Here is a 26,467-nt window from a genome sequence, read left to right on the forward strand (position 1 = left end):
GATGGAAAATCCGAGCCCGAACCACAACAACATCTCGCGCTGGGCGATCAAGAACCCGATCCCCGTCATCCTGCTGTTCGTGCTGCTCACCCTGGCCGGGATCTCCGGCTTCACCAGCATGCGCATCAACGACAACCCGGACGTCKACCTGCCGCTGGTGATCGTCAACGCCTCCCGCCCCGGCGCGGCCCCGACCGAGCTGGAGACCCAGGTCACCCGGCTGATCGAGGACTCGATCGCCGGCCTGGGCCAGGTTCGCCACATCAGCTCGACGGTCGGCGACGGCTATTCCTCGACCTTCATCGAGTTCGAGCTGGGCGTCGACCACGAGCGGGTCACCAACGACGTCCGCAACGCCATGTCCAACCTGCAGAGCTCGCTGCCGCAGGACATGCAGATCCCCAACGTCACGCGCATCGACATCTCGGGCAATCCGCTGATCACCTACGTGGTCCAGGCCCCGACGCTGACGCCCGAACAACGCAGCTGGTTCGTCGACCACGACGTCAGCCGCGCCCTGCTGGCCATCAAGGGCATCGGCGAAGTCAACCGCCAGGGCGGCGTCAGCCGCGAGATCCAGGTGGCGCTCGATCCCGATCGCCTGGCGGCGCGCGGGGTCACGGCGGCCGAGGTCAGCCAGGCCCTGCAATCGGCCAACGCCGACCTGCCGGGCGGCCGGGTGACCGTCTCAGGCTCCGAGCGCGCCATCCGCACCCTGGGCGCGGCCAACACCGTCGACCAGCTGCGCGAGACCCGCGTCCAGCTGAACAACGGCGAGACCGTGCGCCTGGGCGACCTGGGCGAGGTCACCGACCACTGGGCCGAGCCGCGCGATCAGGCGCGCTTCAACAACCAGGAAGTCGTGACCTTCAACATGGTCCGCTCGCGCGGCGCTTCCGAGGTCAAGGTCGCCGAGAAGGTCCGCGAGGAGGTCGAGAAGCTCGACAAGGCGCACCCCGAGCTGCAGATCGTCGAACTGACCTCGAATGTGAAATACATCGAGGACAGCTACTACGCTTCGCTCGAGGCGCTGGGCCTGGGCGCCCTGCTGGCGGTGCTGGTGGTGCTGCTGTTCCTGCGCGACTGGCGCGCCACCTTCCTGGCGGCCGTGGCCATCCCGCTGTCGCTGTTCCCGACCTTCGCGGTCATGGCGCCGCTGGGCCAGTCGCTGAACGGCGTCACCCTGCTGGCCCTGTCCTTGACCGTCGGGATCCTGGTCGACGACGCCATCGTCGAGATCGAGAACATCGTCCGCCACATGCGGGGGGGCAAATCGCCCTACCACGCGGCCATGGAGGCCGCCGACGAGATCGGCCTGGCCGTCGTGGCCACCACCTTCACTATCGTGGCGGTGTTCGCGCCGGTCGGCTTCATGCCGGGGATCATCGGCCAGTTCTTCAAGGCCTTCGCCCTGGCGGCCTGCGTCTCGGTGCTGTTCTCGCTGGTGGTCGCCCGCATGCTGACGCCGCTGATGGGCGCCTACATGCTCAAGGCCCACCACAAGCCGGACAAGGATCCGGCGTGGATGGGCCCCTATCTGAAGAGCCTGAACTGGTCGCTGTCGCACAAGATCATCGTGGCCCTGCTGGCCATTCCGATGCTGATCGGCACCGGCTTCCTGGCCACGCGCCTGCCGTTCGAGTTCCAGCCGGCGGCCGACCGCGGCCGCGCGCCTTTCAGTGTCGAACTTCCTCCCGGGGCGACGCTCAACGAGACCGACGCCGTCGCCCAGCGCATGACCCGCGACCTGCTGGCCCGTCCCGAAGTGACCGGGGTCTACGCCGCGGTCGGCAGCGACGGCGTCAACAAGGCCTCGCTGACCGCAGACCTGACGCCCAAGGGCGAACGGATGAGCCAGCGCGACTTCAGCCGCCTGATGGTCGACCAGTTCAAGGCGATCCCCGGCGCGCGGATCGGGGCCGGCAGCAACAACGGCGGCGGTCCCAGCGACGGGTCCAGCTACACCCTGCGTCTGGTCGGCGACAACGGCCAGCAACTGGAAGCCGCCGCCCGCTCGGTCGAGGCCCAGATGCGCACCGTCCCGGGCCTAGCCAACGTGGTCAACACCGCGGCCATCGCCCGTCCGGAGATCATCGTCTCGCCCAAGCCCGACCAGGCCGCGCGGGCCGGCGTCTCGGCCGGCGCGATCTCGCAGGCCGTGCGGGTCGCCACGATCGGCGACATCGACCAGTCCCTGCCCAAGTACAATCTGGGCGACCGCCAGGTGCCGATCCGTCTGCGCCTGACCGACGACGCGCGCGAGAACATGTCGGTGCTGGAGACCCTCAAGGTCCCGTCCAGCCACGGCGGTTCGGTGCCGCTGAACGCGGTGGCCGACGTGCGCTACGGCGCCGGCCCGTCGCAGATCTCGCGTCAGGACCGGGCCCGGGTGGCCGAGATCACCGCCGAACTCGACGGCATCGTGGTCGGCGAGGCCAGCAAGCGGGTCCACGACCTGTCGTCGGTCAAGACCCTGCCGGCCGGCGTCAAGGAAGTGGCGGCCGGCGACGCCGAGTTCATCCAGGAGATGGTCAGCGGCTTCGCCGCCGCCCTGATCACCGGCATCCTGCTGATGTACGTCGTGCTGGTGCTGCTGTTCCGCAGCTTCGCCCACCCGGTGACCATCATGGCCGCCCTGCCCCTGGCGATCGGCGGCGCCTTCGGGCTGCTGGTCCTGGTCAAGAGCAGCTTCTCGATGGCGACCCTGATCGGCATCCTGATGCTGCTGGGCATCGCGGCCAAGAACTCGATCCTGCTGGTCGAGTACGCGATCATGGCCATGAAGGGCGGCATGACCCGCCGCGAAGCCCTGCTCGACGCCGCCCACAAGCGGGCCCGGCCGATCATCATGACCACGGTCGCCATGGCCGCGGGCATGATGCCGGTGGCCCTGGGCTTCGGCGCCGACGTCGAGTTCCGCGCCCCGATGGCCATCGCGGTCATCGGCGGCCTGATCACCTCGACCTTCCTGTCGCTGCTCTACATCCCGGTGGTGTTCGTGTTCATGGACATGCTGAAGAACTGGTCCGGCAAGATCGTCGACAACATGTTCAAGCACCAGCACGCCGCGCCCAGCCACACGCAAGGACACCAGCCCGAGCCGATCATCAGCGGCGGCGGCCGGGAGCTTTAACCCCGCCGCCTAGCGTCGGACGCCAAGTCAAACCCCTCGCCCCAGCGGCGAGGGGTTTATTTTTGGCTTGTCCCCGCCCCCGGCATCGGGTCTCGATCGGAGCAGTCGGCGCGACTCGCCGGCCCAGGGCCCTACGATGAACTCCGATCTCGACACCGACACCGCCGCCGCGCGGGCCCTCTTCCAGTCGCTGGAAGGCATGGAAGGGCTGTCGCGCCCCGAGCCCGCCGTCGCGACGAAGGCCCGGGCTCGCTTCCCCGGCCAGGCCGCCCTGATCAAGCTCTATCCCGGCGTGCTGGTGGCGGTGACCATCGCCCTGGCCTCCCAATGGCTGGCCCAGCACTACGGCGCGCCGGTCATGCTGTTCGCCCTGCTGTTCGGCATGACCTTCCACTTCCTGCACCAGGAAGGCCGCTGCATCCCGGGCATCGAGTTCTCGTCCAAGGCCATCCTGCGGTTCGGCGTCGCCCTGCTGGGCGCGCGGATCACCGCCAGCCAGATCCTGGGCCTGGGCCTGACGCCGATCATCACGGTGATCGTCGGCATCGGCTCGACCATCGCCCTGGGCGCCTTCCTGGCCAAGCGGATGGGCCTGCGCTCCAGCTTCGGCGTGCTGTCGGGCGGCGCGGTCGGCATCTGCGGGGCCTCGGCGGCCCTGGCCATCGCCTCGGTCCTGCCGCGCGGCAAGGACGCCGAGCGCGACACCATCCTGGCGGTCGTCACGGTCACGGCCCTGTCGACCATCGCCATGATCACCTATCCGCTGCTGACTGCGGCCCTGCACCTGGACCACACCCGGGCGGGGATCTTCCTGGGCGGCACGATCCACGACGTCGCCCAGGTGGTCGGCGCCGGCTACATGATCTCGCCCCACACCGGCGACGTGGCGACCTATGTGAAGCTGCTGCGGGTGACCATGCTGCTGCCGGTGGTGTTCGGCATCGCCTTCGTCGTGGCCCGCATGGGTCCCGGCGCGACCGGCGGCGCCAAGCCCACCGTACCGCTGTTCCTGATCGGCTTCGCGGTGCTGGTGATCGTCAACAGCCTGGGCTGGCTGGCCAAGCCGGTCACCGACGCGGCCAACGAGGTGTCGCGCTGGTGCCTGGTCACGGCCATCGCCGGCCTCGGCATGAAGACCTCCTTCAAGGACCTGATGACCGCCGGCTGGCGGCCCGTGGCGCTGATGGTCTTCGAGACGATCTGGATCGCCGGCGTGGTGCTGGTCGCCGTGGAGTTCTTCACCTAGCCGCCGTCTGGGCCGGGATCGTCCGCAGTGCCTGGGCCACCAACGGCGCCAGGCGGTCGCCGATCACCCGCGCCCCCGCCGCGTTGGGGTGGATGCCGTCGCCCTGCATCAGCTGTCGCGAGCCGCCGACCCCGGCCAGGATATTGGGATAGAGCGGCACCGAGAACTCGCGGGCCAGGGCCGGATAGACGGCGTTGAACTCCCGCGCGTAGGCCTGGCCGAACAACGTCGGCGCGCCGATCCCGACCAGCACCACGCTGATCCGCCGATCGCGCAGGCTCTGCAGGATGGCGCGCAGATTGGCCTTGGTCACCCGGGGCTCGATCCCCTGCAGCAGGTCGTTGCCGCCCAGGGCGACAACGCACAGGGCGGTGTCGCGCGCGACGCTGTAATTGACCCGCGCCAGGCCGCCGCCGCTGGTTTCGCCAGGCACTCCAGCCGCCCGCACCGTGGCGGCGACGCCCATCCGGGTCAAGGCCGCCTGCAACTGGGCGGGCATGGCGGCTCGCGCCGGAAGGCCGAGACCCGAGGTGATGGAATCGCCCAGCACGGTGATCACCGGCGGCCTGGCGACCGGGCGCGGTCCGGCCGCGACCTGGGTGGCGAGCAGAAGGCCGGCGAGCATCCGGCGACGGTCGAGAAGGCGCGATACGGCGAAGCTCATGGCTTCCTATGTGGCGTGTCTGTCGTGCAGACAATGTCCACGAAATCAGGAAGTTTCATGACCGCTTCTGCGGCGGGCGAGCTTTTGGCGCCGGCGCGGCGACCGGCGCGGGCGGCGGCGCGAGCAGCGGGTCGCCGGGTCGGCCGGAACCGGCCTGGGGCAGGCTGTTGATCGGCACGCCGGGCAGCATCGGCTCGCCCGTCCACTCCCAGTGCCAGGGCTCGAACACGTAGTTGACGAAGCCGAACCGCCCGGCGTTGGCGACCATCCAGCGATAGACGTCCGAGCGGCTCATCACCAGCCGGTTGGGGTCGGCGCTGGAGTCCGGCCCGAAGCCCGGCGCGGCGGCGATGAACAGGTCCATGGCCAAGCCGGTGCGGTGGGCCGAGCAGATGGTGCGCGACACGCCTTGACAGTTGTTGTCGCGGGCGCAGCGGGCGGCGTCGGCGGCCGGGTCGCGGAAGCCGGAGAACAGGGTCAGCACGCGCGGATCGCGCACCACTCCCGCCGCCTTGGCCTCGGCGAGCATCCGGCGATAGGCGTCCATCGCGCCGGGGCGCAGTTGAATGGTCTTGCCGCCGTAGCTCTCCTCGGGCTTGGCGGTGGACAGCAGGGCGACCGAAGGCGCGCCGGGGCAGATGCCTTCGCCGTTGACCTTCACGAACGGCCGCGCCCGGTGCCAGCGCACCAGCATGACCTTGAAGGTCTCCGGATCGAAGGTCCCGGTCGACTTCAGCCCATGCCCGCCCTGCCAGCGCGCCAGGGCGGCGGCGAAGCGCGGCGTGCCCGGGGCGCAGGCGGTCTGGATCTCGTAGGCGACGCGGGGGGCGTAGATCTCCCAGCCGGTCTCGGTGCGCCCGAACGGCGTCCAGACCATCGTGGTCAGCGAGGCGGCGTTGACCGGGGCGGCGCTGGCCGAGGCCCCGCCGGCGTTGCAGTCCTCGGGCGAACCGGTCGGCGCCGCCCCGAAGGTCGGGTTGGCCGGCGGGTCGTTCGACGGCAGATAGGTCGGCGGCTCATAAGCCAGGGGCTCGCGCGGCGCGGAGACCGACGGCGGCGGCATGGCGGGCGGGGGACGGCTGGGCCACAGCACCCAGGCCAAGAACGCCGCGACGAGCACGGCGAGCACTCCCACAACCCAGATCAACCGACGCAGGATCTTCAATAGGGCTCCTCGCCCCTTCCGGGACCGCAGTGGAACTTCGCCATGGCTGAAGGCTTGAGAGGGGCAAGGCGTTCCCGCCTCGGAGTTGTTACATGCCCTCGACCCTGCGTCCCGTCGTCCTGTTGCTCGGCTGCATGATGGCCACCACGGCCTGTTCGGACCCCGCGCCTCAGCAGGAAAAGCCGGCCGCCGCCAAGCCCGCCGCTCCGCCGGCCCAGACCCCGCCGCCCCTGGTCGCCGCCCCGCCCGCCCCGGCTCCAGCCGCGCCGTCGCCGATGGCCCAGGCCGTGAACACCGCCGCCTTCGATCCCGCCGCCACGACGCCCGAGGCCAAGAAGGCCTATCTGACCCGCGCCCAGGTGCTGCTGGACCGCGCCCACTTCTCGCCCGGCGTCATCGACGGGCAGGAGGGCAACAATCTGACGCTGGCGCTCAGCGCCTTCCAGGAGGCCCACCGCCTGACCGTCGACGGCAAGCTGAGCCCCGCGACCTGGGACGCCCTGGCCGCCGACGCCGCTCCGGCCCTGACCGACTACGTGATCACCGAGCAGGACGTCGCCGGCCCGTTCACCCCGGACATCCCCAAGGACGACTACGAGGCGATGGCCAAGCTGCCGGCCATGAACTACGGCACGCCGCTGGAGCTGCTGGCCGAGAAGTTCCACATGGACGAGCCGCTGCTGCAGGCCCTCAATCCCGGCGTCGACTTCGCCAAGGCCGGGACCACGATCATCGTCGCCGCGCTCGGCCCCGACGGGCTGGACGGCAAGGTCACCCGCATCGAGATCGACAACGCCAAGGGGACGCTGAAAGCCTATGCCGACGGCGACAAGCTGCTGGCGGTCTATCCGGCCACGGTGGGCAGCACCGAACGCCCGGCCCCGGTCGGCGAGTGGGCGGTCAACACCCTGGCCCCGAACCCGACCTACACCTACGACCCCACGCGCCTGACCTTCGGCAAGCCGACCGGCAAGCTGACCATCAAGGCCGGGCCGAACAATCCGGTGGGCTCGACCTGGATCGACCTGACCAAGGACACGTTCGGCATCCACGGCACCCCCGATCCCCGGCTGGTCAACAAGCGGGCCTCGCATGGCTGCGTGCGGCTGACCAACTGGGACGCGGCGGAGCTGGGCAAGGCCGTGCAGAAGGGGGCGAAGGTGGTGTTCCACGGCAAGCCGGTGCGGTGATTTAAGCCCTCTCGCCTCTCCTAAACCCTCTCCCATAGGGAGAGGGAGGGGCCCGTCGCGAAGCGATGGGAGGGTGAGGGGTTAGGGACGGTCGACGGCGTGCCGGCACGCCGGTTGAGGGTGTAACCCCTCATCCTCCCACGCCTATCGGCGCGGGCCCCTCCTTCTCCCTATGGGAGAAGGTTCTCCTTAGATCGCCACTCTCAACCCCACCCGCACCACACGCGGCGCGGCATACCCCGCCACCCCGTCCGCCGTCCGTGACGTCTGGATATTGGCATCCAGCAGGTTGTCGCCCGCGACGTACATCGTCACCAGCGGCCGCACGCGCCAGTCCAGCCGGGCGTCCAGCCGATAGGCCGGGTCGAGCACGCGGCTGTTGAGATCGTCCTCGAACCGCTTGCCTTCCCAGGTCAGGTCGGTGGCCAGGGTCAGCGTCTCGGTCAGCTCGGCCGACAGCCCCGCCGTGGCGCTCCAGATCGGCGCCTGGGCCGGGCGCTTGCCGGTCAGCTGCGGGGCGGTCGAACCGCCGTCCAGCCGCGCGTCGGTGACCGACAAGGCCGAGCTGAGGGTCACGACCCCGACCTTGCGCTCGGCGCGCCCTTCCAGCCCGAAGGCGTCGATCGTCCCGGCGTTCTGGCGTTGGCGCAGCACGCCGCCGGCCGGGATGAAGCCGCCGATCGGGAAGGTCCCGGGACCGGCGCCCAGGGTGACGTTGACGATCGGATCGTCGATCCGGTTCCAGAACGCCGTGGCCTCGATCAGCCCCTTGGCGCCCTTGTGCGAGACGCCCGCCTCCAGTCCCTGCAGCCGCTCGGGCTTCAGCCCCGCATTGGCCTCGGTGACGTCGTTGCCCACCCGGAACGGGCGGTAGAGCTCGTTGAGGCTGGCGGGCCGGAAGCCGGTGTAGCCGGCCACTCGCGCCGTGGTCCCGTCGCCGATCTCGCGGGTGACGCCCAGGCGGCCGCTGACCACCTCGCCGTCGCGGTCGGCCGGGCGCTGGTCCAGCAGCACCGCCCCGGTCAGGGCGTTGCGCTCGACGCGGAAGCCGTCGGTGTTTTCCCAGTGGTCCAGCCGCAGACCGCCGGCCACCAGCCACGGGCCCTGCGTCCACGAACCGTCGGCATAGGCGCCGACCACCGAGGTCTTGCCGCCCGCTACCCGGTTGCGGGTGTAGGTCCCGCCCGAATAGCTGTAGCGCTCGCGCTCCTCGCCGTCGTTGAGGCGGGCGTCGGCGCCCAGCTCCCACTCCACGCCGCCGATCTTCTGGCGCAGGGCGCCGTTCAGGCCCCAGCCGGTGGCCGGCGTCTTGTCCTGGCTGTTGGCCGGCGTCGTCGCCGAGCGGTCGGCGGCCACGGACACCGAGCTATTGAACAGGTCGCTGGTCCGCCGCCAGGCCTGCAGCCGCCAGCCCAGGGCATCGCCGCGCGGGCTGCGCACCAGGGTGGCGCTGAACACGTTGCCCGAGGCGTTGGCGCGCGCGCCGGCCAGGCCCGCCCTGCGATCCTCCTCGAAGAACCCGCCGCGCAGCGACAGCAGGCCCAGGCCCGTGGCCATGTCGACGCGGCCGGAGATGCTCTTGGCCTCGAGGTCGGTCCGGGTGTCGGCCGCGCCCCGGGCGTCGCCGCGCACCGGCACGTAGCCGTCGGACTTGTCGTACGAGGCCGCGCCGAAGAATTCGAACCGGCCCAGGGTCGAGACCGCCGCCGCCGAGGCGCGTTGCGAGCCCAGCTCGCCGACCGAGACGTCGCCGGCGATGCCCGCGTCGCGCTCCTTCAGGCCGATGACGCCGGTCAGGGCGCCGGCCCCGTAGGGCCCCGCCCCCGCTCCGCGCACGATGTCGACGCCGCTCAGCGACTCCGGCGCTAGCTGCGACCAGATCACCCAGCCGCCGAACGGATCGTTCAGCGGCACGCCGTCCAGGGTGACCAGGGTCCGCCCCGCGCCCGACGGGGCGATGGCCCGCAGGCTGATCCCTTGCGTGGTGGGATTGGCCGACAGGCTGGAGGTGCGGCGAAACAGCGAGACGCCCGGCGTCTGGCCGACCGCCTCGTCGACCCGCTGGGATTTGGCCAGGTCGCGCTCGCTCAGATGCACCGCCGAGAACGCCGCCTCGGACGCGGCCGGCGGCAAGCGGGCCGCGGTGACGAACACCTGCTCCACATAGGACGCTTCGGCGGGAGGCGGGCTGTCGAAGGGCATGCGAGACTCTCACTCGGGCGAACGCTGGGCACCAGCTGAACCGTTGGCGCGACGAAAGAATGGCGGCGCGCGACGGCGCAACTTCTTTCTGTCGCTTGCACAGTAAGACTGACCTTCCTAAGCTCGAACCAAGGCGCGGAACGACGCCGGGACGCTGGAGCACGCCATGAAGATTGATCGCCTGCCGCCGGTCCGCACCTCGCTCCAGCCGACCAACCATCCCTACATGACCGGGGCCTGGACGCCGCTGCACGAGGAGGTCGACGCGGTCGACCTGGAGGTGCTGGAAGGCGCGATCCCAACCGACCTGGACGGCGTCTATCTGCGCAACACCGAGAACCCCGTGCACCAGCCGCTGGGCCGCTATCACCCGTTCGACGGCGACGGCATGGTGCATCAGATCGAATTCAAGGACGGCGCGGCCAGCTACCGCAACCGCTTCATCCGCACCCGCGGCTTCGAGGCCGAGCAGGAGGCGGGCGAAAGCCTGTGGGGCGGGCTGGCCGACGGTCCGGACACGTCCAAGCGGCCGGGCTTCGGCGCCCATGGAAGCCTGAAGGACACCGCCAGCACCGACATCGTCGTCCATCGCGGCGAGGCGATCGCCACCTTCTACCAGTGCGGCGAGGCCTATCGCCTGGATCCCCTGACCCTGGAGAACCTGGGCGTCGCGGCCTGGGCCCCGCTGGACGGCGTCTCGGCCCACGCCAAGGTCGACGAGGCCACCGGCGAGCTGCTGTTCTTCAACTACTCCAAGCACGCGCCCTACATGCACTACGGCGTGGTCGACGCTTCGGGCAAACGCACGGTCTACCAGCCGATCGACCTGCCCGGCCCGCGCCTGCCGCACGACATGGCGTTCACCGCCAACTGGTCGATCCTCAACGACCTGCCGGTGTTCTGGGACGCCGGCCTGCTGGAGCGCGACATCCACGCCGTGCGCCTGCACAAGGGCGTGCCCTCGCGGTTCGGCATCGTGCCGCGCCATGGCGGCGAGGTCCGCTGGTTCGAGGCCGCCCCGACCTATGTGCTGCACTGGCTGAACGCCTATGAGGACGGCGACGAGATCGTGCTGGACGGCTATTTCCAGGAGAACCCCACGCCGCGCCCGCTGGAGGACGCGCCCGAGGGCCACGGCCACCTGATGGCCTATCTGGACGAGCACAGCTTCCGGCCCAGGCTGCATCGCTGGCGGTTCAACTTGGCGACCGGCGAGACGACCGAACGTCACCTGGACGAGCGGATCCTGGAGTTCGGGATGTTCAACCAGGCCTATGCCGGGCGGCCCTACCGCTACGCCTATTCGACCACCGCCAAGCCGGGCTGGTTCCTGTTCAACGGCTTCGTCAAGCACGACCTGGAGACGGGCGTGAGCTGGTCCCTGCCGCTCGAGCCCGGCCGCTACGCCAGCGAGGCCCCGTTCGCGCCGCGCGTCGGCGCGACCAGCGAGGACGACGGCTATCTGGTCAGCTTCATCATCGACGAGAACCGGGGGACGTCGGAGTGCCTGGTGGTCGACGCCGCGACCATGACCCCGACCTGCCGGATCGCCCTGCCGCACAAGATCAGCAGCGGGACGCATGCGGTGTGGGCGGGACGGAAGATGCTGAAGACCGGCTAAACCTGCCAGAACGACAGCGAAATCTCGCCGCCGGGCTGGGAGCCGTCGAAGGCCTCGACCTCGAAGCGCCGATCGGGAAAATCGTTCGCCAGCTTCAAACGGTGGATGCCGGCCAGCACGCCGATCAGATGCACGGCCCTGGCCTTGACCAGCGGCGTCCAGGCTTCCTGGCGATCGAAGAGATCCTCCATGTACAGCGTATTCACCGTGGCCTCGACCATCTCCCGGCTCGAACCCGCCGCGCCTTCCCAGTTCCGGACGTGCGACTCCGAGAAGTCTTCACGCAGGACATAGCCTTCGAACATCACGAAGGTCGGCCAGAACAGCGCCGTCATGCCGGTCACGAGTTCCGAAGAGACCTTGGTGCAGAAGACCCAGTCCAACGGCGAGATCCCACCGCCATCGTTCCAGTCTTTCAGGTCGGGAAGCAGGTCGTGCGGCGCGCTCATGGCCGCACGGATAGCAACTCTCCGACCGTTGTCCAGAAACGCCAAGCCTCCCGAGGCGCCATTAGCAGCTGCCCGGATTATCCCGCTTCAGCACGCAGATCATCTTGGCGGCCCGCGCCGGACCGTAGACCGCGACCAGCCGGGTCTCGAAGAAGGCCCACTTGTTGCGCGTGTCCAGGGCGGCGACGTTCATGGCGCGGGTGTAGGCCCCGCCCGCGCCGCGTGCGGCGCCGGCGGTGTCCTTGTTCAGCGTCGCGTGCTTGATCCGCCCGCCGCAATACAGCGACTCCGGAAAGCCGTCGTAGCAGCCGCTGATCAGGCCGGTCGGGAACGTCACCGGCGTGGGGCCAAGCCAGGGCGCGGGGCCGGTGTTGTTCAGCCCTTGCGGATTGGCGATCGACGGCGTGGCGCGGGGCGCGTCGATCCAATTGCTGTGCGAGTAGAAGTCCTGGGCGGCGTGGAAGGCCATGCCCATGTCCTCGAACACGTTGCACTTGGCCCGGCCCTTGGCGCCGTTGAAGGTGCAGCCGCCCCAGATGCTGGTGCTGTCCAGCTGCAGGTTCGGCTTCACCAGGCCGGCGGCGTCGGTCACCGCGGCGTTGATGTTGTTGAGGATGTAGGTGCGGCACGAGGTCAGGATGCTCTGGGCGGTGGCCGCGCTCTGCGGATAGGCGCCGGGGGCGAAGAAGTCGCCGCCGTCGCAATGGGCCGCCTTGCTGCTCATCAGGCCCCGCGTCGGGTTGTCGGGCGCGCCGACCGCGCCCCAGGTGCCGTTCTTGCCGGCGATCTCGCTCATGGAGTCCGCGCCGAACCCGAACGTAGCCAGGCCCGAGCGGGTGATGCGCTCGTGCTCGGCGTTCTGGCCCAGGCTGCGGATGGTGCCGAAGGCCTGGGCCTGCGGGGTGAGCGCCTGGGGCGCGAGCAGGATCGAGGCGGCCGCGACCGCCAAAGCCATCGAACGCTTACGCATGACGATACCTCCCTGATTATTCAATCAAGGGTTACATGCGTTCGCCTGAAAGTACAGTGCGGCTCAGCCTTTGGGAAACCACGGCACGAAGCCCGAGGTGCGGGCGACATAGGCCTCGTAGTCCGGGCGTTTTCGGCGCATCCGTCCCTCGACGGTCGGCACGCCGCTCCAGCGGGTCAGCAGGAAGGTGATCAGGATCGGTCCCGGCAGGGCCCAGGCGCCCAGGCCCGTCTCGGCGGCGATCAGATACAGGCCCCACCACACGCAGGAGTCGCCGAAATAGTTCGGATGGCGGGTGTAGCGCCAAAGGCCCGTGTCCAGCACCTTGCCGGCGTTGGCGGGATCGGCCTTGAAGCGCACCAGCTGCCAGTCGCCCACGCTCTCGAAGCAGAGGCCGATCAGGGTCAGGACCGTTCCGGCGACCGCCAGCCAGCCCAGCGGCGCCGAGATCACCTGACCCAGCTGCACCGGCAGGGCCACGACGAACTGCAGCAGGTATTGCAGCAGGAAGACGATCAGCCCCGAGGCCTTGGCGAAGCTCCAGCCGCGCGTCGTCTCGGCGTGGGCCATCATGGTCACGTAGCGGCGGTCGGGCCCCTGCTTGCGCCAGCGCCACAGCAGGTAGCCGCCCAAGCGGATGGCCCAGGCCGTGCAGAGCCCGGTCAGCAGCACGCCGTGCGGCGTGGCGCCGACCTGGATCAGCGTGGTCCAGGCGATCATCGCCATGCCCACGCTCCACCAGGCGTCGACGAAGCTGACGTCCTTCAGGCGGAGGCCGACCAGCCAGAGGGCCACGAAGGCGACGGCGGAGACGGCGGCGTTGATCAGGAGGAGGGTCAGCAGGGGCATGTCGGTGAACCCTTGGAGGATCTGGCTCACAGCCCCACCACCAGACTCACCGTCGTGGTCGTCGAGCCGCCGATGTTCAGCGTCTGCACCGTCTTCGCCCCCTCCACCTGGCAGTCGCCGGCCGCGCCGGTCACCTGCTTGAAGGCGTCCAGCGCCATGCGCACGCCGGTCGCGCCCACCGGGTGCCCCGCGCCGATCAGGCCGCCGGAGGGGTTGACCGGCAGGCGGCCGCCGATCGCGATGGAGCCATCCTCGACCGCCTTCCAGCTCTCGCCCGGCGCGGTCAGGCCCAGATGGTCGATGGCCATGTATTCGGTGGCTGTGAAGCAGTCGTGGACCTCGACGGCGTGGACCTGCGACAAGTCGGTGATCCTGGCCCTGGCCCGGGCCTCCTCGATGGCGCGGCGCACCTGCGGGAAGACATAGGGCTGGTCGCGGCTGGCCTCGACCTTGCGGGCGTAGCTGATCGGGGCCGAGCGATGGCCCCAGCCCTTGATGCGCGGCAGGCTATCCAGCGGCACGCCGCGCAGGAAGGCGTAGGCCCGGGCCCGGCGCTCCGACGCCAGGAACACCACCGCCGTGCCGTCCGTCACCTGGCCGCAGTCCTGCTTGCGCGTGCGACCCTCGACCACCGGATTGGCGACGTCGTCGGCCGAGAAGGCCTCGGGGCCGAACCGCCAGTCGCGGGTCTGGGCGTTGGGGTTGCGGCGGCCGTTGGCGAAGTTGTTCTCCGCGATCGCCATCAGGTGTTCGTACTTCAGGCCGTGGCGGCGGTCGTATTCGTCGGCCAGGTCGGAGAAGGCGCGCGGCCACAGGAAGCGGGCGTCCTGGAACTCCTCGCCCACCCAGGCGGCAGAGCCCAGGTGCTCGGCGGCGGTCTGGCCGGGGACGTTGCGCATCTGCTCGATCCCGACCACGCAGGCCAGGTCGTAGCGGCCGGCCTCGATCTCGGCGGTCGCCGCCAGGATCGCCACGCTGCCCGAGGCGCAGGCCGCCTCGTGGCGCGCGGTCGGCAGGCCGTCCAGGGCCGGATGCACCTGGCCGAAGAAGCCGCCCAGCAGCCCCTGCCCCGCGAACAGCTCGCCGGCGAAATTGCCGACATGGCCGGTCTCCAGGTCCCCGGGGTCCAGGTCGACGGCGGCCAGCCCTTCGCCCACCGCCTGGGCGAAGGCGTCGGTCAGGCTCAGGCCTTGCCGCGCCCAATTGACCGAAAAATCGCTCTGCCAGCCGCCCAGGATATAGACCATGGCCGTCGCCTCCCGCTCGCAACCCCAACTCGCCGATGTGACCTCGGCTTAGTGAGTCCGACTATACAAGCGACCCCTCGCGAGACAATGCTCCGCGTTGACACACCGACGCGAAACACCCGAACCAAGCATCATGACCCAGGTCGTCGCCCCCCCTGCTTCAATGGTCCGCGCCAGCTCGGCCGCGCGGGCCCTGAACCTGATCGGCGACCGCTGGACCCTGCTGACCCTCTACGCCGCCTTCATGGGCGAGACCCGGTTCGACGGCCTGGTGCGCCTGACCGGCATGGCCCGCTCGCTGCTGGTCGATCGGCTGGCGCGGCTGGAAACGGCCGGCGTGCTGGAAAAGCGGCCCTACCAGAACCGCCCCGTCCGCCACGGCTATCACCTGACGGTCATGGGCAAGGACCTCTACGACGCGGCCCTGATGATCCTGCGCTGGGAGACCCGCTGGCACTATGACGAGACCAGCCCCTCGCATCGCATCGAACACGCCGCCTGCGGCAAGCCGCTGGTCGCCGAGCTGGTCTGCAAGGCCTGCGACCGGCCGGTCGAGGCGCGCGACGTCGAGCTGATCCCCGGTCCGGGCGCCGGGCTGGAGCCGGCGCCCCGCGCCCGCCTGCAACGTCGCTCGACCGTCGAGACCGCCCAGCCGCTGACCCCGATGCTGGAACGCTCGATCGCCGTGCTGGGCGACCGCTGGACCGCCCACCTGCTGGCCGCGGCCTTCTACGGCCGGCGGCGGTTCAACGACCTGCAGGCCGAGCTGGGCGCGGCGACCAACATTCTGGCCGACCGGCTGGCGCGGCTGACGGCCCTGGGCATGCTGGAGCGGCGGCTCTACCAGGCCCGGCCCGAGCGCTGGGAGTACCGGCTGACCGACGAGGCTCGCGACCTCTTCCCGCTGATCGCGGCCCTGATGGCCTGGGGCGACCGCTGGCTGGCGGGCGAGGCCGGGCCGCCGGAGGTGTTGATCCACAAGCCGTGCGGACATCCGCTGGAGACCAAGGTGCGGTGCGGCGAATGCCACGGGGCGGTGGACGTAAGGTCGACGCGGCTACCTGAAACGCCGCGCTAGAGCCACAGCCCCGTCGCCGTAACGCCATCCCCCCAGAACCCTTCGGCCGGCCTCGTCATCCGCCCGTCCGCCACCCGGCAGCCGCCGGGGTGGTCCTCGGCCAGCCACCAGGGCCCGTCCAGGTCGGCGAAGGCGCACGAACCCGCCAGGTGCAGGGCGGGCGCGATGGCCAGGGACGAGGCGACCATGCAGCCGACCATCAGCGTGAAGCCGTGGTTGCGGGCCTCCTCCAGCATCAGCAGGGCCTCGGTCAGGCCGCCCGACTTGTCGAGTTTGAGGTTCACGGCGCGATAGCGGCCGCGCAGGGCGGCCAGGTCCTCGGCGGTGTGCACCGACTCGTCGGCGCAGATCGGATAAGGCGGGTCGTAGCCCTCCAGCGCCTGGTCCTGGCCGGCCGGCAAGGGCTGCTCGACCAGGGCGATGTTGAGGTCCGACAGCACCGGCTTGAGGCCGTCGAGGATGGCGAAGTCCCAGCCCTCGTTGGGGTCGACGATCAGCCGGGCGTCCGGGGCGGCCTTGGCCACGGCCAACAGGCGGGCGGCGGGATCCTCGGCCGACAGCTTGACCTTGATCAGCGGCGCGGAGGCCACGGCCCGGGCCGCCGCGCCCATGGCCTCGACGCCGTCCAGGCTGACGGTGACGGCGGTGACCAGGCTGTCGGGCACGCGCAGGGCGGTCAGGGCCTCGACGCTGAGCCCCTCGCGCTTGGCCCGCAGGTCCCACAGGGCGCAGTCCAGGGCGTTGCGGGCCGCGCCGGCCGTCAGCAGCGCCAGGGCGTCGTGCGGCCGCGCGCCGTCGCGCAGGGCCTGGGCGGCGGGCTGGAGCTGGGCGACCACGCTCTCGACCGTCTCGTCGTAGCGGGCGTAGGGCACGCTCTCGCCCCGCCCGATCAGTTCGTCCTCGACGACCTCGACCACCACCACCTCGGCGGCGGTCTTGACCCCGCGCGAGATGCGGAACGGGGCCTTCAGGCGGTGGCTGACATGGGCGATCGAGACGGTGCGCTGCATGTCCCTGCCATCCCACCGTCTGGCGGATTTGGCTAGAGCATGGCAGCCGAAAGTGGATGCCGGTTTCGGCGCCCGCCATGCTCAAAATATCTAGTCGCGACGGCGGATCGGCGAGTCGGCGCGGCGTTCGCGGAGCACCTGCATGGCCAGCCGGGGATCCCACACGAACAGCGCGCCCCACACCAGCAGCACGCCGGCGTAGTTCAGCGCGCCGATCACCCCGCCGGGACGGCCGGGGCGCGTGAAACGGACCGAGCGGGACTGGGGCTGGAACAGGCTGGGCATGGCGATATCGGTCATGGCGTCCTCCGTGGATGTCCACACCTTCGTCGACCGATGCGTCAGTTTCGGACGTATGATATGGCCGCTTCGCCCCCATATCTCGCCGACGGGCGTTTAGACCCGCAGAGCAGGAGCGCCACGGGCATGAGCAAGCCGGTCACCATCACCATTCCCCACGCACTGGGCGCCGCCGAGGCGCACCGCCGCATCGAGGAAGGGTTCGGCCAACTGCTCAGCCAGACCGGCGGCATGGTCAAGGACGTCCAGAAGTCGTGGGCCGGCGACGCCCTGACCTTCTCGGCCCAGGCCATGGGCCAGCCGATCTCGGGCGTGCTGACGGTGTTCGAGGACTCCGTGCGGATGGACATCGTCCTGCCCGGCCTGCTGGGCGTGATCGCCGGCAAGATCACCGGCCAGGTCAAGAAGCAGGGTACGTTGCTGCTGGAGAAGAAGTAGCGCTCAAAAACATCCGCTCATCCCGACGAATGCCGGGATGAGCGGGATTGGGGACTACGACGTCTTAACCCGCCGCGCCGGCGCGTTCTTGGCGGCCGGGCGCTTGGCCGGTGGACGCTTTGCCTTCGGCGAGGCCTTGGCGCCCTTGCGGGACTCGCGCTCGGCCGCGACCTTCTCCAACCGGTCCTGGGCGATCTGGGCGTGCTCGGTGCAGCGGGCGTGCATGGCCGCCAGCTCCTTCTCGGTCAGCTTCTCGATGCCGATGAAGTCGTTCTCGGCCTCGGAGGTCAGGATCAGCTCGTCTAGCTTGGTCTGAACCGCCGCGCCGTCGCGGTTCTGGGTGTTCTGGATCAGGAACACCATCAGGAAGGTGATGATCGTGGTTCCGGTGTTGATCACCAGTTGCCAGGTTTCCGAGAACTTGAAGATCGGCCCGCTGGCGGCCCAGACGACGACCAGCAGCACGCAGAGGATGAAGGCCGGCGGACTGCCGGTGACCCGCGCCGTGGCGTTGGCGAATTTGGCGAACAGCTTGTCCATGACGCTCCCAGCTCTCGGACCTGAAGATCCGGGGTCATAACGCCCGACGAGGTCGCCGGGTTCGGGGCGGTTCGGATCCCAGGCGCCTCCGCTTACCCCGCCCACGCGTTAGGGACGGATGTTCGATCCGTATCTGCTGTTCCTGCTCGGCCTCGGCGTCGTCGTGCTGCTGGTCGCGTGGCTGCCGATGGCGCTCAGCCGCCTGCCGCTCTCCCTTGCCATCCTCTGCGTGCTGATCGGCGTGGTGGTGTTCCAGGGCGGCCTCCTGCCCTTCCATTCCGATCCGGTGAGGTTCTCGACCCTGACCGAACGGATGACCGAGATCGTGGTGATCGTCTCGCTGATGGGCGCGGGGCTGAAGATCGACCGGCGGATCGGCTGGCGACGCTGGGGTTCGTCCTGGCGGCTGATCGCCATCACCATGCCGTTGAGCATCGTCGCGGTGACGCTGATGGGCGTCCACGGCCTGGGCCTGGGCCTGGCCTCGGCCCTGCTGCTGGGCGGCGCGCTGGCGCCCACCGATCCGGTGCTGGCCTCGGACGTCCAAGTGGGGCCGCCGCGGTCGGGCGAGGACGGCGAGGCCCGCTTCGCCCTGACCTCGGAGGCCGGCCTCAACGACGGCTTCGCCTTCCCCTTCGTGCACCTGGCCGTGGCCATTGCTCTCGCCGGCGGCGCGGTCGGCCAAGGCCTGGTCACGCACTGGCTGGCGGTCGACGTGCTGTGGCGCGTGGTCGCCGGGGCCGGGGTCGGCTGGGCGGTCGGCAAGGTGCTGGGCTGGGCCACGTTCAAGGCCCCGCACGCCAGGATCTCGGGCACCGGCGACGGCCTGGTGGCCCTGGGCGCGACCCTGGTGGCCTACGGCGTCGCCGAGGCCGCCCACGGCTACGGCTTCCTGGCGGTGTTCGTCGCCGCCCTGGCCCTGCGGGCGACCGAGCGCGACCACGAATTCCACGAGGCCATGCACGACTTCGCCGAACAGGTGGAGCGCCTGCTGATGATGCTGGTCCTGGTGCTGCTGGGCGGCGCGGTGGCGGGCGGCCTGCTGGGCTCCCTGACCTGGAAGGAGGCGGCGTTCGGCCTGGCGCTGGTGTTCATCGTCCGCCCGCTGGCCGGCTGGATTGGCCTGATCGGCGCGCCGCACTCGATGCGCGAGCGCGCGGTCGTGGCCTTCTTCGGCATTCGCGGGATCGGGTCGTTCTACTACCTGGCCTATGGCCTGAACCACGGCGACTTCCACGGCTGGGACCGGCTATGGGCGATCGCCGGCTTCGTCGTGCTGTGCTCGATCCTGATCCACGGTGTCACCGCCACCCCGCTGATGACCCGGATCGACGCCTGGCGACGGCGCGAAGTCTTGCACCAGGACGACCCACAACCAGGACGTGATTGAACTTCACCTTAGGATGCGGCAAAGCGTCACAGCTTCGCGTATCGACGAAACGTAAAGGCCCTGTTCGCGTATTTCTCCCGTCCGGGGAACGGGAAAACAATGCAGGCTAACGTCGCCCATCAGGAACAGCGGCGGCAGGACAGGATCCTGTTCGTCCTGGCCGTGGCGTTGGTGGCCAGCCAGGCGTTCAGTGATTTCCTGACCCGCAACGCGCTCGGCGTCCCGACCCTGTGGCCTTCCAACGCCCTGTTGGCCGGCGGCCTGCTGGTGCTGAACCCGCGCCGTCGCCTGATCCTGACGATCATCGCCGTGATCGGCCACGTGGCCATCGACCTGCTGGTCGGCGACGGCCCGGGCCGCGCGGCGCTGTACACCGTGGTCGACATCGGCGAGGCCCTGCTGGTCTGGTGGGTGACCCGGCGCTTCTTCGGCGGACCGCCGCGCGTGCGGACCATGCGGCAGCTGGCCCTGCTGACCACCCTGACCGCGCCGGTCACCCTGGCCATGGCCGCGATCGCCGCGGCGGTGCTGACCCTGGGCTACGGCCTGCCCTTCGTGACGGTGCTGACCGACTGGTTCCTGTGCGGCGTGCTGGGCATGGCGATCGTCCTGCCCGCCGTGCTGGTGCTGCTGGACAGCGAGCACCGCCGGGCCTTCCAGCGCCCGGTGCTGGAACAGCTGGGCCTGGGCCTGCTGGTGGCCGGCCTGTCGGCGCTGGTGTTCCACGCCAAGGGTCTGCCCGCGCCGTTCCTGCTGTTCCCCGTCGCCCTGCTGGCCGCCTTCCGCCTGGGCCCGCGCGGAGCGGCCCAGACCTCGTTGATCGTCGCCTGCGTGGCCATCCCGCTGACCGTCCACGGGCTGTGGACCCCGCAGATCTCCACCGACTGGTCCCAGGCCCACCAGAACCGGCTGGTCCAGGTGTTCGTCGGCGTGCTGTTCGTCACCAGCCTGGCCACGGGCCTGGCCCTGGCCCAGCAGGAGCGCCTGCGCCGCCTGCTGGTGCGCCGCGAACAGCTGACCCGCGCCGCCCGGGCCCGCGCCCTGGCCGCCAACGAGGCCAAGACCGAGTTCCTGGCCACCATGAGCCACGAGATCCGCACGCCGCTGAACAGCATGCTGGGCTTCTCGCAGCTGCTGGTCGAGCGCCAGGACCTGCCGCCCGACGTCCGCCGCCAGTTGACCCTGATCGACAGCGCCGGCACGGCCCTGCTGACCGTCGTCAACGACATCCTCGACTTCTCGCGCGTCGAGGCGGGCCAGGTGGAGCTGCTGTTCCAGCCGACCTCGGCCGCGGCGGTGCTGCACGACGCGGTCGGCATCATCCGGCCCGAGGCCGAGAACAAGGGGCTGACGCTGGAGGTCGAGGTCGTCGATCCCGTTGGCGGCCTGCACGACCTGGACGGCCTGCGCCTGCGCCAGGTGCTGCTGAACCTGCTCAACAACGCGGTGAAGTTCACCGAGGTCGGACGGATCCGCGCCTGCCTGACCATCGAGCCCGGCGAGCTGGAGGACCGGCTCAGGTTCGAGATCATCGACACCGGCGTCGGCATCGCCATCGAGCAGCAGGGCCGGCTGTTCCAGCGCTTCAGCCAGATCGACAGCTCGGCCAGCCGGCCCTATGGCGGCGCGGGCCTGGGACTGGCGATCAGCAAGGCGCTGGTCGAGCTGATGGGCGGCAAGATCGAGGTCGACAGCGCGCTGGGGCACGGCTCGGCCTTCTGGCTGGAACTGCAGGCGCCCCAGGTCGAGGCCTATGACGCCGGCGAGCCCCGGCCGATGGCGGCGCCCGGCGCGGCGCGCATCCTGCTGGTCGACGACCACCCGATGAACCGCGAGATCGGCGCGGCCCTGCTGACCCTGGTCGGCTGCCAGGTCGAGACCGCCGACAACGGCCAGCAGGCGGTGGCCAAGGCGGCGCGCGGCGGCTTCGACATCATCCTGATGGACATCCACATGCCCGAGATGGACGGCCTGGCCGCCACCCGGGCCATCAAGGCGCTGGACGGCGGGGCCGGCGACGTGCCGATCATCGCCATGAGCGCCGACGCCTTGCCCCAGCAGGTCGAGCGCTGCTACGCCGCCGGCATGGTCGACCACGTCGCCAAGCCCGTGCAGCGCGAGGTGCTGTACGCCAAGATCAGCCGGTGGCTGGCTAGAAAATAGCCGCCGTCCTAACGGCGAACACTTGCCCCCTACGGACCGCTTCGCGGTCGTCTTCCCCCACAGGGGGAAGAGGCGCGCCGCGTTCTCGTCCTCCGCCCCCTATGGGGGCGGACAGACGGCGAAGCCGTCAGGTGGGGGCAAGTGGGTGAGCCGCTGACCCCACACCGGGCTTCCCTCGCCCCGCCTCCCCCACTACCTTCGCTTCGCACTTCGGGGAGACGACGATGAAGATCCTGCGCCTGGCCGCCCTCGCCTTCTGCGCTGCTCTGGCGGCCTGCTCGCCGGCCAAGCAACAGCCGTCCGAGGTCCCCGGCCGCACCGCGCTGAAGCTGGCCACCGACTGGAAGGGCGAGGCCGAGCTGGGCGGCTACTACCAGGCGCTGGCGACCGGCGAATACAAGAAGCGCGGCCTGGACGTGACCCTGATCCAGGGCGGTCCAGGCGTTAACGTGCCCCAGCTCCTGGCCACCGGCGCGGTCGACGTCGGCGTCGGCTCCAACAGCTTCATCGTGCTGAACCTGGCCAAGGAGAAGGTCCCGGTCAAAGCCGTCGCCGCCTTCATGGACAAGGACCCCCAGGTCCTGATCGCCCACGACGGCCAGGGCATCAATTCCATCGCCGACATGAAGGGTCATCCGATCCTGTTGTCGGACGCCTCGATCACCGCCTTCTGGGTGTGGCTGAAGGCCAAGCACGGCTTCACCGACGACCAGGTGCGCAAGTACAACTATTCGTCCGCCCCGTTCCTGGCCGACAAGTCCGTGGTCCAGCAGGGCTACGCAACGTCCGAGCCCTACCTGATCCAGAAGGAGGGCAAGATCACGCCGAAGGTCTTCCTGCTGGCCGACGACGGCTATCCCGCCTACGCCTCGTTCGCCCTGGTCCCGACCGCTCTGATCGAGAAGAACCCGGCGGCCGTGAAGGCCTTCGTCGAGGCCACGGCGGCGGGCTGGACCAGCTACCTCTACGGCGACGCCAAGCCGGGCGACGCCCTGATCCTCAAGGACAATCCGGAAATGACCCAGGACGTCCTGGACCAGGCCCGCGAGAAGATGCGGTCCTACGGCATCGTGCCCCGTCAGGGCGTGGGCAAGATGGACGACGCGCGCTGGGCCGAGTTTTTCAGGGTCGCCTCCGAGCAGGGCGTGTACCCCAAGGACATGGACTACAAGTCGGCCTACACGCTGGACTTCCTGCCGAAGTGATCGCAGCCCTCCATCAGGTCGAGGTCGACTATCCCGGTCGCGGCCGAGCCCTCGGGCCGGTCGACCTGGCGCTGAGCCCCGGCGAGATCGTCGCCCTGGTCGGACCGTCGGGCTGCGGCAAGTCCACGGCCCTGCGGCTGCTGGCCGGGCTGGAGCCGCCGACGCGTGGGACCGTGACCCGGGCCGCCGGCCGGGGCGAGACCTCGGTGGTCTTTCAGGCCCCGACCCTGGCCCCGTGGATGAGCGCGGCGGCCAATGTGGCCCTGCCGCTGGAACTGGCCGGCACGCCAAAGGCCCAGGCCCGCGAGCAGGCTGTCCAGGCCCTGGCCAAGGTCGGTCTGACGGGCGCCGAGAACGCCCGCCCCGCCCAGCTGTCGGGCGGCATGGCGATGCGCGCCGCCCTGGCCCGCGCCCTGGTCACCCGCCCGCGCCTGCTGCTGCTGGACGAGCCGTTCGCGGCCCTGGACGAGATCACCCGACGCGCCCTGGCCGACGACGTCCTGGCCCTGGCGGCCCAGTTGGCGCCGGCCGTGGTCTTCGTCACCCACAATGTCGAGGAGGCCGTCTACATGGCGGGGCGCGTCGTCGTGATGAGCGCCGGCCCCGGCCGGATCGCCGGCGAGGCGCCGGTCGAGGGACCCGTGGTCCGCCCGCCGGGCTTCCGCACCACGGCGGCGTTCCGCGAGACGGCCGAGGCGGTGTCGCGGCTGCTGGCGACGGGGGTTGGAGCAGCAGCATGAGCGCTTCGCTCCAACAGTCCCTCCCCCTGTGGGGGAGGCGGCCCGAATGGGCCGGAGGGGGGAGTGATCCCACCTCGGCAGGTTCCCCCCACCGATCGCTTCGCGATCGCCTCCCCCACAGGGGGAGGGTCTATTGCGCATGACCCGCCTTCTCGCCCCCCTCCTCCTGATCGCCCTGCTCCTGGCCGCCTGGGAGCTCGCCTGCCGGGTCCTGGCCGTGCCCGTCTATCTCCTGCCCGCGCCGTCGGCGATCGGGGCGGGCCTGGCCGAGGGCTGGCCGCTGCTGCTGGCCAGCGCCTGGAACACCCTGTCGACCGCCCTGATCGGCCTGGTCCTGGCCAGCGTCCTGGCCTGCGGCCTGGCCCTCTTGGTCAGCCTGAACCCGACGGTCGAGGACGCCGTGCGCCCCGTGGCCGTCACCCTGCAGGTGACGCCGCTGGTGGCCATCGGGCCGCTGATGACCATCTGGGCCGGGATCGAGCATCCGCAGCGGGCCGTCGTCGCCCTGGCGGCCGTGGCGGCCTTCTTCCCGATCTTCTCGGGCGCCCTGACCGGCCTGAAAGCGACTGATCCGGACCTCTCCCGCCTGTTCGACCTATACGGCGCGCGCCGCGTCCAGAGACTGTGGCGCCTGCGTCTGCCCTCGGCGGTGCCCGCCTTGCTGGAGGGGCACAAGGTGGCGGCGGGCCTGGCCGTCGTCGGGGCCGTGGTCGCCGAGTTCGTGGCCGGATCGGGCGGCAATCAGGGCCTGGCCTGGCGGATCCTGGAGGCCTCCAACCGCCTGCAGACCGCGCGGGTGTTCGCCGCCCTGGCGGTGCTGGCGGTGCTGGGCGTGGCGCTGCACGGCCTGCTGAGCCTGGCCGAACGCCGCCTTCTGGCCTGGTGGCGCGGCCGCTGACCGCCGACGGCCAAGGTCGGAAACGCGACATGACACCACAATCTTTCGGCGAGGCCGGGCCGCGTTAGGTCAAGATTAAGCCCGCACGCCTATCAATCAGGCCGATCCCGCGCTCGTTTCGGACCGGTTCATGCGCCTCGCCCTGCTCCTGCCCGTGCTGTTCAGCCTCGCCGCCCCGGCGTACGCCGAGGGCGCGCGCGAGAGCCGCTATGGCCCGACCACGCCCCGGCAGGCGTCCGCCACGGCCGCCGCGCGCTATGACGGCCCGATGCTGGGCTGGGCCAACAAGCGCCAGCCGGCGAGCAATGTCGCCGCGCCCGCGACGTCCGCCCCGGCGCAACCCGCGCCGCTCGCGCCCTGGGCCGGCTACCGGGCGACGCCCGCACCCGCCGGCTACGCCTCGCCCGCCCAGAGCGCGCCCGCCCCCACGCCGCCGACCAGCCTCTACGCCGCGCCGCGCGCCGCGCCCGCCGTCGCCCGGACAACAGCCCCGGTCCCAGCCCAAGCCCAAGCCCCGGCCCCGGCCAAGGATTGGTCGAGCTATCGCAGCTCCCGGATGACCGCCGTCGCCCCGCCCGCCCCGCAGCCGCCGCCTCGCCAAGTCGCCGCCGCCGACGTCGCCGCGACCGGCGCGACCGGCGCCCGCTTCTATTCGGTCGATCGCGAATACGGCCTGACGCCCGACGCCGCGCCGAGGGCCACCCCCGACAACCGCGTCCTGGTCACCGCCAGCGAACCGCCCCCCGAGCCCAAGGACGCCGTCCCGATGCACGGCTCGGCCGACTGGCTGGCGGCCGGCGCGCGCGGCGATGACGACAATGACGACGACAGCGCGGCCCGCCGCGCCAAGACCCGGAACGAAGGCCTTTGATCCAGTCGCGCCTCCATGACCTCATCGCCCTGGCCGATGAGCCCTCCAGCTCGCGCCGTCGCGAACTGCTGCGCGGCGTCACCGACCTGTTCTTCGCCGCCGACGGTCACGGCGACGTCGAGATGGGCCTGTTCGACGACGTGATGGGCCAGCTGGCCGGCGAGATGGAAGAGGCGGTGCGCATCGAGCTGGCCGAGCGCCTGGGCGCGACCGCCACCCCGCCGCCGACCCTGACCCGCACCCTGGCCAGCGACAGCATCGCCATCGCCCGTCCGATCCTGGAAGGCGCGCCCCAGCTCAGCGAAGCCGACCTGCTGCATGTGGCCCGCACCCAGGGCCAGGACCACCTGCGGGCCATCTCGCAGCGCCCGGTCGTGCCCAGCCTGGTGTCCGACGCCATCGTCGAGCGCGGCGACGACACCACCCTGGGCGTGCTGCTGCGCAACGAGGGCGCGGTTCTGTCCCGCCAGGCCCACGAGGCGGCGGTCGACCGCGCGGCGGCCAATCCGGCCCTGCACGAGGCGGTCATCGACCGCAAGGCCATGCCGATGGACCTGCTCAACGAGATGTACTTCGTGGCCGAGGCGCGCCTGCGCGACCGGATCATGGAGCGCAACGCCGATGTCGATCCGGCCATCCTGGAAGCGGCGCTAAAGGCCGGCCGCAACCGCGTCGCCGCCGGCGACGGCGCCCTGCCGGCCGACTACCAGGCGGCGGTCGACGAGATCGTGGCGCTGAAGCTGCGCGGCGCGATCACGCCCCAGGCCCTTGTCGCCATGCTGCGCAGCAACAGGACCAGCCAGTTCCTGGTGGCCCTGGCCGAGCTGGCCGACATCGACTTCCACACCGCCCGCAAGATCATCGAGCGCCGCGAACTGGACGCCCTGTCGGTGGTCTGCAAGGCGGCGGACTTCGACCGCGCCCTGTTCCTGACCTTCGCCCTGCTGATCCTGGATCCGAACGACAACGCCATGGGCAAGGCCAAGGGCTATGGCGAGCTCTACGCCGCCCTGCCCCGCGAGGCGGCCCTGCGCACCATCCGCTTCTGGCGCATGCGCCGCACCACGGGCGACGTCGCGGCGGCCTAAGGCCTTCCTC

The 26,467-nt window shown here is 70.5% G+C and carries 23 protein-coding genes; 13 read left to right on the top strand and 10 right to left on the bottom strand.

All coding sequences use genetic code 11. The features are described 5' to 3' along the window. Position 1 precedes the first annotated feature (1 nt). Both AC1DMQ_RS02755 and AC1DMQ_RS02760 read left to right on the top strand, forming a co-directional pair. The gene (locus AC1DMQ_RS02755) at positions 2–3,133 is read left to right on the top strand and encodes an efflux RND transporter permease subunit (protein ID WP_477032022.1); all 3,132 of its coding nucleotides are present in this window, start codon (positions 2–4) and stop codon (positions 3,131–3,133) included. Positions 3,134–3,269: 136 nt separating this feature from the next. Continuing rightward, positions 3,270–4,379 (top strand): YeiH family protein, encoded by a 1,110-nt coding sequence (locus AC1DMQ_RS02760; protein ID WP_477032023.1) that lies wholly within the window; start codon positions 3,270–3,272, stop codon positions 4,377–4,379. Here AC1DMQ_RS02760 and AC1DMQ_RS02765 read toward each other — a convergent pair. Together AC1DMQ_RS02765 and AC1DMQ_RS02770 are read right to left on the bottom strand one after the other, a co-directional pair. Further along, on the bottom strand, positions 4,372–5,043 hold the full coding sequence (locus AC1DMQ_RS02765) for an arylesterase (RefSeq protein WP_477032024.1): 672 nt from the start codon (positions 5,041–5,043) through the stop codon (positions 4,372–4,374). The genes AC1DMQ_RS02760 and AC1DMQ_RS02765 overlap by 8 nt on opposite strands. Before the next feature lie 55 nt (positions 5,044–5,098). Then, positions 5,099–6,208, bottom strand: coding sequence for a D-alanyl-D-alanine carboxypeptidase family protein (locus tag AC1DMQ_RS02770; RefSeq protein ID WP_477032025.1), 1,110 nt, complete (start codon positions 6,206–6,208; stop codon positions 5,099–5,101). Between the two features lie 92 nt (positions 6,209–6,300). Here AC1DMQ_RS02770 and AC1DMQ_RS02775 point away from each other — a divergent pair, with 92 nt between their 5' ends. Beyond that, positions 6,301–7,398, top strand: a complete 1,098-nt coding sequence (locus tag AC1DMQ_RS02775) for a L,D-transpeptidase family protein (protein ID WP_477032026.1) — start codon at positions 6,301–6,303, stop codon at positions 7,396–7,398. Between the two features lie 189 nt (positions 7,399–7,587). Here AC1DMQ_RS02775 and AC1DMQ_RS02780 read toward each other — a convergent pair whose 3' ends face one another. Beyond that, positions 7,588–9,600: a TonB-dependent receptor gene (locus AC1DMQ_RS02780; protein WP_477032027.1), complete on the bottom strand. Its 2,013-nt coding sequence runs from the start codon at positions 9,598–9,600 to the stop codon at positions 7,588–7,590. Between the two features lie 166 nt (positions 9,601–9,766). Between AC1DMQ_RS02780 and AC1DMQ_RS02785 the strand changes: the two genes are divergently transcribed. Beyond that, a complete protein-coding gene (locus AC1DMQ_RS02785) occupies positions 9,767–11,221 on the top strand; it encodes a carotenoid oxygenase family protein (RefSeq protein WP_477032028.1) in 1,455 nt (484 codons plus the stop codon). Here AC1DMQ_RS02785 and AC1DMQ_RS02790 read toward each other — a convergent pair. From AC1DMQ_RS02790 to AC1DMQ_RS02805, 4 genes are all read right to left on the bottom strand, one after another. After that, positions 11,218–11,715: a hypothetical protein gene (locus AC1DMQ_RS02790; protein ID WP_477032029.1), complete on the bottom strand. Its 498-nt coding sequence runs from the start codon at positions 11,713–11,715 to the stop codon at positions 11,218–11,220. The two genes, AC1DMQ_RS02785 and AC1DMQ_RS02790, sit on opposite strands and share 4 nt — an antisense overlap. 16 nt (positions 11,716–11,731) lie before the next feature. Next, positions 11,732–12,640, bottom strand: coding sequence for a hypothetical protein (locus tag AC1DMQ_RS02795; protein WP_477032030.1), 909 nt, complete (start codon positions 12,638–12,640; stop codon positions 11,732–11,734). Between the two features lie 63 nt (positions 12,641–12,703). After that, positions 12,704–13,489 carry a DUF1295 domain-containing protein gene (locus tag AC1DMQ_RS02800; protein ID WP_477032266.1) on the bottom strand — a complete coding sequence of 262 codons (786 nt, stop codon included), beginning with the start codon at positions 13,487–13,489 and terminating at the stop codon, positions 12,704–12,706. A gap of 26 nt (positions 13,490–13,515) precedes the next feature. Continuing rightward, positions 13,516–14,736 (bottom strand): acetyl-CoA acetyltransferase, encoded by a 1,221-nt coding sequence (locus AC1DMQ_RS02805; protein ID WP_477032031.1) that lies wholly within the window; start codon positions 14,734–14,736, stop codon positions 13,516–13,518. Between the two features lie 133 nt (positions 14,737–14,869). On the opposite strand from AC1DMQ_RS02805, the gene AC1DMQ_RS02810 reads away from it, so the two are divergent. After that, complete coding sequence (locus tag AC1DMQ_RS02810) at positions 14,870–15,814, top strand: winged helix-turn-helix transcriptional regulator (RefSeq protein ID WP_477032032.1); 945 nt, start codon at positions 14,870–14,872, stop codon at positions 15,812–15,814. On the opposite strand, the gene dgcA is transcribed toward AC1DMQ_RS02810, so the two are convergent. Beyond that, positions 15,811–16,824 carry an N-acetyl-D-Glu racemase DgcA gene (gene dgcA, locus AC1DMQ_RS02815; RefSeq protein ID WP_477032033.1) on the bottom strand — a complete coding sequence of 338 codons (1,014 nt, stop codon included), beginning with the start codon at positions 16,822–16,824 and terminating at the stop codon, positions 15,811–15,813. The genes AC1DMQ_RS02810 and dgcA overlap by 4 nt on opposite strands. Positions 16,825–16,914: 90 nt before the next feature. Beyond that, complete coding sequence (gene didA, locus AC1DMQ_RS02820) at positions 16,915–17,124, bottom strand: DNA damage-induced SOS-independent cell division inhibitor A (RefSeq protein WP_477032034.1); 210 nt, start codon at positions 17,122–17,124, stop codon at positions 16,915–16,917. Positions 17,125–17,250: 126 nt separating this feature from the next. Between didA and AC1DMQ_RS02825 the strand changes: the two genes are divergently transcribed. Then, positions 17,251–17,562 carry a polyhydroxyalkanoic acid system family protein gene (locus AC1DMQ_RS02825; protein ID WP_477032035.1) on the top strand — a complete coding sequence of 104 codons (312 nt, stop codon included), beginning with the start codon at positions 17,251–17,253 and terminating at the stop codon, positions 17,560–17,562. Between the two features lie 54 nt (positions 17,563–17,616). On the opposite strand, the gene AC1DMQ_RS02830 is transcribed toward AC1DMQ_RS02825, so the two are convergent. Then, on the bottom strand, positions 17,617–18,102 hold the full coding sequence (locus AC1DMQ_RS02830) for a low affinity iron permease family protein (protein ID WP_477032036.1): 486 nt from the start codon (positions 18,100–18,102) through the stop codon (positions 17,617–17,619). Positions 18,103–18,220: 118 nt separating this feature from the next. Between AC1DMQ_RS02830 and AC1DMQ_RS02835 the strand changes: the two genes are divergently transcribed. From AC1DMQ_RS02835 to AC1DMQ_RS02865, 7 genes are all read left to right on the top strand, one after another. After that, positions 18,221–19,492 carry a cation:proton antiporter gene (locus tag AC1DMQ_RS02835; RefSeq protein ID WP_477032037.1) on the top strand — a complete coding sequence of 424 codons (1,272 nt, stop codon included), beginning with the start codon at positions 18,221–18,223 and terminating at the stop codon, positions 19,490–19,492. 99 nt (positions 19,493–19,591) lie between these two features. After that, positions 19,592–21,655: an MASE1 domain-containing protein gene (locus AC1DMQ_RS02840; protein WP_477032038.1), complete on the top strand. Its 2,064-nt coding sequence runs from the start codon at positions 19,592–19,594 to the stop codon at positions 21,653–21,655. A 224-nt stretch (positions 21,656–21,879) separates the two neighbouring features. Next, complete coding sequence (locus tag AC1DMQ_RS02845; RefSeq protein ID WP_477032039.1) at positions 21,880–22,860, top strand: ABC transporter substrate-binding protein; 981 nt, start codon at positions 21,880–21,882, stop codon at positions 22,858–22,860. Continuing rightward, positions 22,857–23,600, top strand: coding sequence for an ABC transporter ATP-binding protein (locus AC1DMQ_RS02850; protein ID WP_477032040.1), 744 nt, complete (start codon positions 22,857–22,859; stop codon positions 23,598–23,600). The genes AC1DMQ_RS02845 and AC1DMQ_RS02850 overlap by 4 nt, the downstream gene beginning before the upstream one ends. Before the next feature lie 139 nt (positions 23,601–23,739). Further along, a complete protein-coding gene (locus AC1DMQ_RS02855; protein WP_477032041.1) occupies positions 23,740–24,498 on the top strand; it encodes an ABC transporter permease in 759 nt (252 codons plus the stop codon). Between the two features lie 130 nt (positions 24,499–24,628). Further along, positions 24,629–25,369, top strand: coding sequence for a hypothetical protein (locus AC1DMQ_RS02860; protein ID WP_477032042.1), 741 nt, complete (start codon positions 24,629–24,631; stop codon positions 25,367–25,369). Next, complete coding sequence (locus AC1DMQ_RS02865; RefSeq protein WP_477032043.1) at positions 25,366–26,457, top strand: DUF2336 domain-containing protein; 1,092 nt, start codon at positions 25,366–25,368, stop codon at positions 26,455–26,457. Before AC1DMQ_RS02860 ends, AC1DMQ_RS02865 begins: the two co-directional genes overlap by 4 nt. The last annotated feature ends 10 nt before the right edge of the window (positions 26,458–26,467 follow it).

This window comes from Caulobacter sp. 05L422, from assembly GCF_056397765.1.

What these genes read in the sequence shown, in the direction of transcription:
- AC1DMQ_RS02845 (WP_477032039.1), top strand. Translation starts at nt 21,880, where the DNA reads ATGAAGATCCTGCGCCTGGCCGCCCTCGCCTTCTGCGCTGCTCTGGCG.
- AC1DMQ_RS02860 (WP_477032042.1), top strand. Translation starts at nt 24,629, where the DNA reads ATGCGCCTCGCCCTGCTCCTGCCCGTGCTGTTCAGCCTCGCCGCCCCG.
- didA (WP_477032034.1), bottom strand. Translation starts at nt 17,124, where the DNA reads ATGACCGATATCGCCATGCCCAGCCTGTTCCAGCCCCAGTCCCGCTCG.
- AC1DMQ_RS02795 (WP_477032030.1), bottom strand. Translation starts at nt 12,640, where the DNA reads ATGCGTAAGCGTTCGATGGCTTTGGCGGTCGCGGCCGCCTCGATCCTG.
- AC1DMQ_RS02825 (WP_477032035.1), top strand. Translation starts at nt 17,251, where the DNA reads ATGAGCAAGCCGGTCACCATCACCATTCCCCACGCACTGGGCGCCGCC.
- AC1DMQ_RS02835 (WP_477032037.1), top strand. Translation starts at nt 18,221, where the DNA reads ATGTTCGATCCGTATCTGCTGTTCCTGCTCGGCCTCGGCGTCGTCGTG.
- AC1DMQ_RS02840 (WP_477032038.1), top strand. Translation starts at nt 19,592, where the DNA reads ATGCAGGCTAACGTCGCCCATCAGGAACAGCGGCGGCAGGACAGGATC.
- AC1DMQ_RS02805 (WP_477032031.1), bottom strand. Translation starts at nt 14,736, where the DNA reads ATGGTCTATATCCTGGGCGGCTGGCAGAGCGATTTTTCGGTCAATTGG.
- AC1DMQ_RS02830 (WP_477032036.1), bottom strand. Translation starts at nt 18,102, where the DNA reads ATGGACAAGCTGTTCGCCAAATTCGCCAACGCCACGGCGCGGGTCACC.
- AC1DMQ_RS02780 (WP_477032027.1), bottom strand. Translation starts at nt 9,600, where the DNA reads ATGCCCTTCGACAGCCCGCCTCCCGCCGAAGCGTCCTATGTGGAGCAG.
- AC1DMQ_RS02760 (WP_477032023.1), top strand. Translation starts at nt 3,270, where the DNA reads ATGAACTCCGATCTCGACACCGACACCGCCGCCGCGCGGGCCCTCTTC.
- AC1DMQ_RS02765 (WP_477032024.1), bottom strand. Translation starts at nt 5,043, where the DNA reads ATGAGCTTCGCCGTATCGCGCCTTCTCGACCGTCGCCGGATGCTCGCC.
- AC1DMQ_RS02785 (WP_477032028.1), top strand. Translation starts at nt 9,767, where the DNA reads ATGAAGATTGATCGCCTGCCGCCGGTCCGCACCTCGCTCCAGCCGACC.
- AC1DMQ_RS02810 (WP_477032032.1), top strand. Translation starts at nt 14,870, where the DNA reads ATGACCCAGGTCGTCGCCCCCCCTGCTTCAATGGTCCGCGCCAGCTCG.
- AC1DMQ_RS02855 (WP_477032041.1), top strand. Translation starts at nt 23,740, where the DNA reads ATGACCCGCCTTCTCGCCCCCCTCCTCCTGATCGCCCTGCTCCTGGCC.
- AC1DMQ_RS02800 (WP_477032266.1), bottom strand. Translation starts at nt 13,489, where the DNA reads ATGCCCCTGCTGACCCTCCTCCTGATCAACGCCGCCGTCTCCGCCGTC.
- dgcA (WP_477032033.1), bottom strand. Translation starts at nt 16,824, where the DNA reads ATGCAGCGCACCGTCTCGATCGCCCATGTCAGCCACCGCCTGAAGGCC.
- AC1DMQ_RS02775 (WP_477032026.1), top strand. Translation starts at nt 6,301, where the DNA reads ATGCCCTCGACCCTGCGTCCCGTCGTCCTGTTGCTCGGCTGCATGATG.